9 protein-coding genes are annotated in these 10,021 nt (G+C 73.6%); 3 read left to right on the forward strand and 6 right to left on the reverse strand.

All coding sequences use genetic code 11. From position 1 onward, the window contains the following. Positions 1 to 123: 123 nt before the first annotated feature. Positions 124 to 789: a DUF3000 domain-containing protein gene (locus tag K6I34_RS23040; protein WP_229328234.1), complete on the reverse strand. Its 666-nt coding sequence runs from the start codon at positions 787 to 789 to the stop codon at positions 124 to 126. 91 nt (positions 790 to 880) lie between these two features. Here K6I34_RS23040 and hemE point away from each other — a divergent pair, with 91 nt between their 5' ends. After that, on the forward strand, positions 881 to 1,966 hold the full coding sequence (gene hemE / locus K6I34_RS23045; protein ID WP_229328235.1) for a uroporphyrinogen decarboxylase: 1,086 nt from the start codon (positions 881 to 883) through the stop codon (positions 1,964 to 1,966). A gap of 48 nt (positions 1,967 to 2,014) precedes the next feature. On the opposite strand, the gene pcaG is transcribed toward hemE, so the two are convergent. The 3 genes from pcaG to K6I34_RS23060 form a co-directional block, all read right to left on the reverse strand. Continuing rightward, a complete protein-coding gene (gene pcaG / locus K6I34_RS23050) occupies positions 2,015 to 2,548 on the reverse strand; it encodes a protocatechuate 3,4-dioxygenase subunit alpha (RefSeq protein WP_229328236.1) in 534 nt (177 codons plus the stop codon). Further along, the gene (gene pcaH, locus K6I34_RS23055) at positions 2,548 to 3,246 is read right to left on the reverse strand and encodes a protocatechuate 3,4-dioxygenase subunit beta (RefSeq protein ID WP_229328237.1); all 699 of its coding nucleotides are present in this window, start codon (positions 3,244 to 3,246) and stop codon (positions 2,548 to 2,550) included. The genes pcaG and pcaH overlap by 1 nt, the downstream gene beginning before the upstream one ends. Before the next feature lie 371 nt (positions 3,247 to 3,617). Further along, entirely contained in the window at positions 3,618 to 4,811 is a 1,194-nt protein-coding gene (locus K6I34_RS23060) for a thiolase family protein (RefSeq protein WP_229328238.1), read from the reverse strand. Positions 4,812 to 5,030: 219 nt separating this feature from the next. On the opposite strand from K6I34_RS23060, the gene hemG reads away from it, so the two are divergent. Together hemG and hemQ are read left to right on the forward strand one after the other, a co-directional pair. After that, positions 5,031 to 6,449, forward strand: a complete 1,419-nt coding sequence (gene hemG, locus K6I34_RS23065) for a protoporphyrinogen oxidase (protein WP_229328239.1) — start codon at positions 5,031 to 5,033, stop codon at positions 6,447 to 6,449. Between the two features lie 10 nt (positions 6,450 to 6,459). After that, positions 6,460 to 7,176, forward strand: coding sequence for a hydrogen peroxide-dependent heme synthase (gene hemQ, locus K6I34_RS23070; RefSeq protein ID WP_229328240.1), 717 nt, complete (start codon positions 6,460 to 6,462; stop codon positions 7,174 to 7,176). A gap of 98 nt (positions 7,177 to 7,274) precedes the next feature. Here the strand turns inward: hemQ and K6I34_RS23075 are convergent, their stop codons facing one another. Together K6I34_RS23075 and K6I34_RS23080 are read right to left on the reverse strand one after the other, a co-directional pair. Then, positions 7,275 to 8,873, reverse strand: a complete 1,599-nt coding sequence (locus tag K6I34_RS23075) for an alpha/beta hydrolase (RefSeq protein ID WP_229328241.1) — start codon at positions 8,871 to 8,873, stop codon at positions 7,275 to 7,277. A gap of 191 nt (positions 8,874 to 9,064) precedes the next feature. Further along, positions 9,065 to 9,877, reverse strand: a complete 813-nt coding sequence (locus K6I34_RS23080; protein WP_229328242.1) for a TIGR04222 domain-containing membrane protein — start codon at positions 9,875 to 9,877, stop codon at positions 9,065 to 9,067. Positions 9,878 to 10,021 lie beyond the last annotated feature (144 nt).

Below are 10,021 nucleotides of genomic sequence, written 5' to 3' on the forward strand. Positions count from 1 at the left end.
GGGTAAGCCGGGGCGATCCGTATGGGAAGGGTCACAAGCCTCTTCGGCAGCGAAGCGTCCCGGCTTTAGGGAATGATCACGAATTGATGAGTAACAATTCGGGCAATTCAGACGGTTGAGCGGTCAACGACTCTGCGGGTCGCGCCGCTGGGGCAGGGTCACCACCCCGGCCTCCGGCCCCCCGCCCGGCGGCAGCCCCGCGATCTGGCAGAGCAGATCGCACCAGGCCGCGAGGTGCGCGGCGGTGTCCGGCACGCTCTCCCCGGGCTGCCGGACCGGCCCCCCTCGCGCCTCCACCGGCGACCACGACGCCCGGATCTCGATCCGCGTCGACGGCTCCCGGTCCTGCAGCCCCCCGAAGTAGTGCGAGCTCGCCCGCGTCACCGTCCCGCTCGGCGCCCCGTACGGCACCCGCCGCGCCTCCAGCGCGCCCGTCAGCCAGGACCAGCACACCTCCGGCAGCAGCGGGTCCGCCGCCATCTCGGGCTCCAGATCGGCGTGCACCAGTGTCACGAGCCGGAACGTCCCTCCCCACGCCTCGTGGCCCGCCGGGTCGTGGAGCAGGATCAGCCGCCCGTCGGCCAGCTCCTCGTCGTCCACGACGACCGCCGCCTCCAGCGCGTACGAGTACGGGGCGAGCCGCTGGGGCGGTGGGGTGGCGTCCAGCTCGATCTCGGGCCGGAGGCGTACCCCTTGCAGTCCCGCGACCGCCTGCCGGAAGACGGACGGGGTGCCCTCCCCATCCGCGTCGTCCGGACCGTCCGAGAGGTGTCCCTGCGCCGCAGCCATGCCCGGAAGACTAGGCGGAATCAGGCCCCGTTCCGGGTAGGGACACCCACATGGGCGGGTCACTCGTTCGGCCCGTGCGAAGATTTGGGGCATGAGTGAGCGTACGGAGACCGGCCGGCCCGCCGGCCAGCAGGAGAACGGCCGCAGCGCGGCGTACGACTCGGCGTTCCTGCGGGCGTGCCGCCGCGAGCCGGTGCCGCACACGCCGGTCTGGTTCATGCGGCAGGCGGGGCGCTCGCTGCCCGAGTACCGCAAGCTCCGCGAAGGCATCCCCATGCTGGAGTCGTGCATGCGGCCCGACCTCGTCACGGAGATCACGCTCCAGCCCGTGCGGCGGCACGGTGTCGACGCCGCGATCTTCTTCAGCGACATCGTCGTGCCGCTGAAGGCCATCGGCATCGACCTCGACATCAAGCCCGGTGTCGGCCCGGTCGTCGCCGAGCCCTTCCGCACCCGCGCCGACCTGGACCGGCTCCGCGACCTCGACCCCTCCGACGTCCCCTACGTCACCGAGGCCATCGGGATGCTCACCGCCGAGCTCGGCGCCACCCCGCTCATCGGCTTCGCCGGCGCGCCGTTCACCCTGGCCAGCTACCTGGTCGAGGGCGGGCCCTCGCGCAACCACGAGCACACCAAGGCGCTCATGTACGGCGACCCGGAGCTGTGGGCCGACCTCCTCGACCGGCTCGCGGACATCACCGCCTCCTTCCTGGAGGTGCAGATCGCGGCGGGCGCCTCCGCCGTGCAGCTCTTCGACTCCTGGGTCGGCGCCCTCGCCCCCGCGGACTACCGCCGCTCCGTCATGCCCGCCTCCGCCAAGGTCTTCGACGCCGTCGCGGGCCACGGTGTGCCCCGCATCCACTTCGGCGTCGGCACCGGCGAGCTGCTCGGGCTCATGGGCGAGGCCGGGGCGGACGTCGTCGGCGTCGACTGGCGCGTCCCGCTCTCCGAGGCCGCGCGCCGCGTCGGCCCCGGGAAGGCGCTCCAGGGCAACCTCGACCCGGCGGTGCTCTTCGCCGGGCGCGAGGCGGTCGAGGAGAAGACGCGCGAGGTGCTCTCCGCGGCGGCCGGTCTGGAGGGCCACGTCTTCAACCTCGGCCACGGCGTCCTCCCCACCACGGACCCGGACGCCCTCACCCGCCTCGTCGCGTACGTCCACGAGCAGACGGCCCGCTGACCCGGTTCCCCGGCCCCGCGGGGCCGGGGAACCAGCAGCGGAACCCCGTTACGAGAAGTCCAGGAAGACCGTTTCGTGTTCGCCCCGCAGGTGGACGTCGAAGCGGTACGCGCGGTGGTGCCCCGGATCGGGCACGGCCAGCAGTGTCGACCGTCTCTCCGGTGGGAGGGCCGACAGCAGCGGGTCGTCCTCCGGCAGCGCGAAATAGACCCGCGTGAACAGATGCCGGGTCAGCCCCCGTGCCAGGACGCACAGCGCGAGGTACGGGGCGCCGCCCGGCAACAGCGTCCGCAGGACGAAACGGCCGTCCCGGCGGGTCGGCACGCGGGCGAACCCGGTGAACGCGGTCCCGTCCCGGCACAGGCTCCCGGGCGCGCCCCGCAGCGACCCGTCCGGCGCCGCCTGCCAGAACTCCAGCAGCGCGTCGGTGACGGGCTCGCCCTCCCCGTCGTGGACGCGGCCGTGCAGCGTGACGCTGTCCGGGTGCCCCACGGGCGCCAGTTCGCCGCCGCCCGGCACAGGCAGGGCGTTGCCGTAGTAGGGCCCGATGGTCTGCGAGGGCGTGGTGGGCAGCACGGACATCAGCGTCTCCTTTCGGCGTCGTCCGCTGGGGTGGCGGCGGGCCCGTCCAGCACGATGTCCCAGCGATAGCCCAGGGACCGGTCGGGCCGGTTCAGCCCCGGGTCGTACGCGGCGACCAGGCGGGCCCGCGCGGCCGGGTCGGCTATCGCGCCCGAGACGGCGTCGTACGGCAGCAACGGGTCGCCCGGGAAGTACATCTGCGTGACGAGGCGCTGGGTGAACGCCGTGCCGAAGAGGGAGAAGTGCACATGCGCCGGGCGCCAGGCGTTGCTGTCGGGCATCCAGGGATACGCGCCGGGGCGCACGGTGGTGAAGTGATAGCGGCCGTCGTCATCGGTGAGGCAACGGCCCGTGCCGGTGAAGTTCGGGTCTAGCGGGGCGGCGTGCCGGTCGCTCTCGTGCACGTAGCGGCCTGCGGCGTTGGCCTGCCAGATCTCGACGAGCTGCCCGCGCACCGGCCGCCCGTGACGGTCCAGCACCCGGCCGGAGAGGGTGATCCGCTCACCCAGCGGCTCGCCGCGGTGCTGCCGGGTCAGGTCGGAATCCAGTGGCCCGACGTCGGCAGCCCCGAAGACGGGGCCCGCCAGCTCGACGGCACCGGGCGCGACACGGACGGGAGGCTGGACGGGATGGCGCTCCACGGCCCCGCGATAGAGAAAAGGACGGCTCAGCTCTTCCTGGACGGTTTCTGATGCCATGGCCGACCCCTACCCTGCGCGGATCCCGCCGACCCCAACCAACCGGCCGCCCGGCCGGAAAGGGTCGACATTACGCCCCGCCGGGCGGGCGCCCCGAAGGGGCGCGGGGCAGTTTCGATGTGCGGCTCCGCCGCGTGAGCGCGCCCAGCCACGGACGGCCTGCACTCGCCGAACGACATGGCGCACCGAGCTGGTGGGCGCACCGGCTGCCGCCCGAGCAAGGGCACAGCCATCGGGCCCCGTAAGGGGCGCGGGGCAGTTTCGATGTGCGGCTCCGCCGCGTGAGCGCGCCCAGCCGCAGACGACCTACACCCGCCGAACGACATGGCGTACCGAGCCAGTAGGCGCACCGGCTGCCGGCCCGGCGAGGGCTAGCGCTCCAATATCAACGCCTCCCCCTGCCCCACCCCGATGCACAGGGCCACCAGCCCCGTACCCGAACCCGCGGCCGCCAGCTGATGTGCGACCGATCCCGCCAGCCGGGCGCCGGAACAGCCCAGGGGATGACCGATCGCGATCGCCCCGCCCCGCGGGTTGACCACCTCGGGATCGAGCTCCGGCCACTCCGCGAAGCAGCCCAGCACCTGCGCCGCGTACGCCTCGTTGAGCTCGAAGACCGTGAGGTCCGCGAACGTGCGCCCCGCCTTGGCCAGGACGCGCCGTACGGCTTCGACGGGGCCGAGGCCGTACAGATCCGGCTCGATGCCCGTGACGGCGGAGGCCCGGATGCGCGCCAGCGGCTCCCGGCCCGTCTCGCGCAGCCCCTCCTCGTCGCACAGCAGCAGCGCCGCCGCACCATCGTTCAGCGGCGAGGAGTTGCCCGCCGTGACCGTGCCGTTCTCCTTGCGGAACGACGGCTTCAGCCGGGCGAGGGCCTCGGCGGAGGTGTTGTCCCGGATCGTCTCGTCACGCGGCAGGACGACGTCCGGAAGCGGCACGACCTCTGCGTCGTACGCGCCCTCCTTCCACGCCCGCGACGCCTTCCGGTGGCTCGCGAGCGCGAAGGCGTCCTGCTGCTCCCGGCTGATGCCGTGCTTGTCGGCGATCAGCTCCGCGCCCTCGCCCAGCGGGACCGTCCACTGCGTCGGCATGGCCGGATTGGTCATGCGCCAGCCCAGGGTCGTCGAGTACAGCTCCTGGTGCCCGGTGGGGAAGGCCCGCTCGGTCTTCGGCAGGACGTAGGGGGCGCGGCTCATCGACTCGACGCCGCCCGCGACCACCACCGACGCGTCCCCGAGGGCGATGGCGCGGTAGGCGTGCACCACCGCCTCCAGACCGGAGGCGCACAGCCGGTTGACGGTCACGCCCGGCACGGTCACGGGCAGCCCGGACAGCAGCACCGCCATGCGCGCCACGTCCCGGTTCTCCTCGCCCGCGCCGTTGGCGTTGCCGAGCACCACGTCGTCCACGCGCGCCGGGTCCAGGCCGGGCGCGCGGTCGACCACGGCCTGTACGACATGCGCCGCGAGGTCGTCCGGCCGCACGGAGGAGAGGGCGCCGCCGTATTTGCCGACCGGCGTGCGCACGGCATCGACGACGAACACATCACGGACCCGTGCGCTCATGGCTGCTCCTCGCCGCTGTCTCGGGCGCCCGCCCGATGAACTGTCGTTCTCGATCGAACTCGTGACGAGTCTCTGACCGGCGCCATCCGCTGTCAACGGTGGGGCTGGCGGCTGTGGAAAACGCGGGAGGGACGCCTGTGGAAAACCCGCGCGGAGGTCGTCGGTGGGTGCTTCCGGGGCGGTCCGCGGCGTCGCGGGGGCGTTTGAGAGAGTGGGGGCATGAGCGACACTCCCAGGCACCATGTGGTGGTCATCGGCGGCGGCATCTCCGGGCTGGCGGCGGCCCACCGGCTGGTGACGGGCGGTGCCCGGGTCACGCTCCTGGAGGCTTCCGGCCGCCTCGGTGGCAAGCTGCGCGCCGGGGAGATCGCCGGGGTGCCCGTCGATCTGGGTGCCGAGTCGATGCTGGCCCGGCGGCCCGAGGCGGTCGAGCTGGCCCGTGCCGTCGGTCTCGCCGAGCGGCTCCAGCCGCCCGTCACCGCCACGGCGGGCATCTGGACACGCGGCAGCCTGCGCCCCATGCCCAAGGGGCACATGATGGGCGTGCCCGGCGACCTCGCCCCGCTCGCCGCGTCCGGCGTGCTCTCGGAGGAGGGCCTCGCCCGGGTGGCCCGGGACCGTGAACTGCCGCCCACGGAGATCGGCGACGACGTCGCGATCGGCGAGTACGTGGCGGCCCGCATGGGCCGCGAGGTCGTGGACCGGCTCGTGGAGCCGCTGCTCGGAGGCGTCTACGCGGGCGACCCGTACCGCATCTCGATGCGCGCGGCGGTGCCGCAGCTCTTCGAGCTCGCCCGCGCGCACCGCTCGCTGATCGACGGCGTGCGGGAGGTCCAGGAACGGGCCGCGGGACAGCGGCAGGCCGGACCGGTCTTCATGGGCATCGACGGCGGCGTCGGCACGCTGCCGCTCGCCGTCGCGGACGCGGTGCGCGCGGCGGGCGGCGAGATCCGCACGGGCACCCCGGTGCGGGGGATCGCGCACGGGGCCGACGGCTGGCGGGTCGACCTCGGCGCGGAGACGCTGACGGCGGACGCCGTCGTCGTCGCCGTCCCGGCGGGCCCGGCGGCCCGCCTCCTGGAGCGTCCCGCGCCCGCCGCGGCCGGTGCGCTCGCCTCCGTCGAGTACGCGTCCATGGCCCTGGTGACCATGGCCTTCCGCCGCTCCGACGTCACCGGACTGCCCGCAGGCAGTGGCTTCCTGGTGCCGCCGGTCGACGGCAGGAAGATCAAGGCGTCCACCTTCGCGAGCAACAAGTGGGGCTGGATCGCGGACGCCGGCCAGGAGCTCTTCGCGCTGCGTACCTCGATCGGGCGGTTCGGCGACGAAGACGATCTGAACCGCGAGGATTCCGAGCTGGTGGAGATGTCGCTCAAGGATCTCGGCGACGCCGTCGGCCTGGCCGCGTCTCCCGTGGCGGCCCGGGTCGACCGGTGGCTCGGCGGCCTGCCGCAGTATCCCGTCGGGCATCTCGGCCGCGTGGCCCGGATCCGCGAGGCGGTGGCCGGTCTGCCCGGGCTGCGCGTGTGCGGCGCCGCGTACGGCGGAGTGGGCATCCCGGCGTGCATCGCCGACGCGCACCGGGCGGCCGACGAGCTGCTGGCGACCCTGACGGCGGGCGCCCGAAGCAGCGAGTGACAATAGGGACATGACTGACGCCCCCGAGAAGATCCCGAACGCCGGCAAGAAGGCCAAGGACCTCAACGAGGTCATCCGCTACACCCTCTGGTCGGTGTTCAAGCTCCGCGACGTCCTCCCCCAGGACCGCTCCGGCTACGCCGACGAGGTGGAGGAGCTGTTCGCGCAGCTCGCCGAGAAGGACGTCACCGTCCGCGGCACCTACGACCTCTCGGGTCTGCGTGCCGACGCCGACGTGATGATCTGGTGGCACTCCGAGACCTCGGACGCCCTTCAGGACGCCTACAACCTGTTCCGCCGCACGAAGTTCGGCCGCGCGCTGGAGCCGGTGTGGTCGAACATGGCGCTGCACCGCCCCGCGGAGTTCAACAAGTCGCACATCCCGGCGTTCCTCGCCGACGAGACGCCGCGCGACTACGTCAGCGTCTACCCCTTCGTCCGCAGCTACGACTGGTACCTGCTGCCCGACGAGGACCGCCGCCGGATGCTGGCCGACCACGGCAAGATGGCGCGCGGCTTCCCGGACGTCCGGGCCAACACGGTCGCGTCCTTCTCGCTCGGCGACTACGAGTGGATCCTGGCCTTCGAGGCGAACGACCTCTACCGGATCGTCGACCTCATGCGTCACCTGCGGGCCTCCGAGGCGCGTATGCACGTCCGCGAGGAGGTCCCGTTCTACACGGGCCGCCGCAAGTCGGTCGCCGAGCTCGTCGCGGGCCTGGCGTAAGGACGCGAGCCGGTACAGGGGCACGGGTCCGGCGCAAGGACACACGCGGACAGGGCGGGCCGGTTTCCCGGCCCGCCCTGTCGCCCGGTTGCCGTCCCTCAGCCCAGGGCGACCGTGGCCTTCCCGCCCGCGGTCGGCACCGGTTCCGCCCGGGGGCCGCAGAACGTGCGGCGCGCGGGGGTCGAGCCCGTCAGCAGGTACGTCTGCACGTGCGCGTTGACGCAGGTGTTCGGCCCGAACGCGATGCCGTGCGTGCCCGAGCCCCGCTCGGTGACCAGTGAGGAGCCGGGCAGCCGCCGGAGGAGCTGCACCGCGCCCTCGTAGGGCGTCGCCGCGTCCCGCTCCGCGGCCAGCAGCAGCGTCGGCGGCAGGGCGTGCCGTGCCGTGCCCACCTCGATGGGCCGCTGCTGATGCGTCGTCCAGAACGCACACGGCAGGTTCATCCAGGCGTTCTGCCAGGTCTCGAACGGCGCCCGGCGGGCGAGCCGGGTGTTGTCCCGGTTCCACACCGGCCACGAGCGCGGCCACGGGGAGTCGTTGCACTCGACGGCGGTGTAGACGGCGTTGGAGTTCTCGCTCGACCGCGCGGACGCCGGGTCGGGCAGTGCGATGGCGCGCAGCGCCTTGTCGTCACCGCGCAGATAGGCGGACAGCGCGTCGGCGCTCCGCGCCCAGTGGCTGTCGCTGTAACCGACCTGCAGGAAGGCCGTCTGCAGTTCCCCCGGCCCGATCCGGCCTGCCACCGGCCGCCGGGTGAGCATCCGCCGGGCCCGGTCGTAGGCCTCCGCCACCCGCTGCGGTGTCCGTCCCAGGTGGTAGACCGCGTCGTGCTTGGCGGCCCAGCGGCGCCAGTCGCCCCAGCGGGTCTCGAAGGCCGCGGACTGCGCGAGGTTGCTGTCGTACCAGATCTTCTCCCGCGAGGGGTCGACGATGCTGTCGAAGATCATCCGCCGGACGTGACCGGGGAAGAGCGTGGCGTAGAGCGCGCCGAAGTACGTGCCGTAGGACGCCCCCATGTAGGTGAGCTTCTTCTCGCCGAGCGCGGCGCGCAGCACGTCCAGGTCGCGGGCGTTGTTGAGGCTGGTGAAGTGCTGGAGGTCCTTGCCTGCCCGGCGGGCGCAGCCCTGCGCGTACGCCTTGGCCTCGGCGACGCGCTGCTTCTTGTAGCCCTCCGTGGGGTGTTCCGGCGCCTGGCTCGGCGCCTTGGCGAAGCGGGCCGGGTCGGCGCAGGACAGTGGTGCGGAACGGCCGACCCCGCGGGGCGCGTAGCCCACGAAGTCGTACGCCCTGGCCGCCGCCTGCCACTGCCGGACCCCGGTCAGCAGCGGGAAGAACATGCCGGAGCCGCCCGGCCCGCCCGGGTTGTAGACGAGCGCGCCCTGGTGCTCGGCCGCGCCGCCGGTGGACCGCGCCCGGCTGACGGTGAGGCTGATGTGCTTGCCCTCGGGGTGCGCGTAGTCCAGCGGGACGGAGACGGTGCCGCACTGCACGGGGGCGGCCAGTCCCTCCGCCGCCGGGCACGTGCCGAAGCGGACGCCCCTCGCCGCGGCCTGCCGCGCGGCGAGCTCCACGCCGCGGCTCTCGGCGCGGCCGCCCGGCGGGCGCGCCAGGTCGAGGCCGTCGGCCGGTGCGGGGGCCGCGGTGAGCGCGGTGAGGACCAGGGATCCGAGGGCTCCGTACAAGGCTGCTGATCTCAACGCGACTTCCCTTTCGCAGACGCTAAATCTGACAAAAGGGATAATCTGTGCGGTGGTTGGCGAAGTACAGCACCCACGCCCGGTGTCGGCCCCATTTGGCCGCGATGAGCCCAGTGGGGTGTCCCGGGCGGGGTGGGGTGTTCCGGCGGGTTTCGCGAGCGGTCCGGCCTTCGGCACGGGGGTGGCGCGGTTCAGTAACGGTGGTCCCTCAGGGTGGCGGCGAGCGCGGCGCGCAGCTCGGGGTCGGCGAGGGCCTTGCGCCCCCGTATCGCGAGCGCGGTGAGCATGCCCGTGCCGTCCTTGTCGTCCGCGTCGCCGGTGGAGCCCCGCCGTCCGCGGCCGGGCAGTCCGGTGGAGAGGCGGCCCAGCAGCTCCTGGCCCGCGGGCGAGGCCCAGCTCGTGTACGGGTGGATCTCGATGCGGGCGATGGCCAGGCAGGCGGACGTCAGCAGCAGCGGCAGGGAGAACCAGGCCGCGGCCTGGCCCTGGCCCGTGCCCGGCGGTGCCATCGGCACGGCGACGGCGGCCGTCGCCAAGATCAGACCGCAGGCGGCGCGCACCAGGCGGACCGCGGTGGCCATGTCCGTCCTGGCCGGGGCGGGCACCGCGAGCCCGGCCGCGGTCAGGCGGTCGTCCAGGGTCCGCACGGCGTCGGCGGCTTCGTGCGCGGCCCGCACCTCCGGGACCGGCGACTGGCCTCCCGGCCCTATGGCGGTGATGACCGAGCACTCCAGCTCGTCGTGGCCGACGGGGTCGACGACGGTGGCCCAGCCGGTGTGGGCCAGCAGCAGCCTGTGCTCCCGGCCCATCGTGACCAGCGCGACGTCGGTGACCCGGTGTGGGCCGCCCGCCAGGAACGCGGCCTCATAGAGCGTCAGCGTCTCCGGGCGGGTGCCGCTCCGCGCCGGTTCGGGGGGCTGCCCGGCCGCCGCCGCGGCGAGGCAGAGACGGCCGCAGGTGAGGAACGCCGAGGCCCAGGCGACGAGCAGGAGGATGACCCACATGCAGGATGTGTACTCGACCGTCACGTGATCCCGCCATCGGTCGTTTCGGCATTCGGACGATATGCGGAGCGAGGTGGGCGGCCTACGGCGCGGGAGGTGGCCGCGGTGGCGGCCGCGGCGACGGCGCGGGAGGCGGCCGTGGCG

The sequence above is a fragment of the Streptomyces sp. UNOC14_S4 genome, assembly GCF_020740835.1.
In the GTDB taxonomy this organism is placed as follows: Bacteria; Actinomycetota; Actinomycetes; order Streptomycetales; family Streptomycetaceae; genus Streptomyces.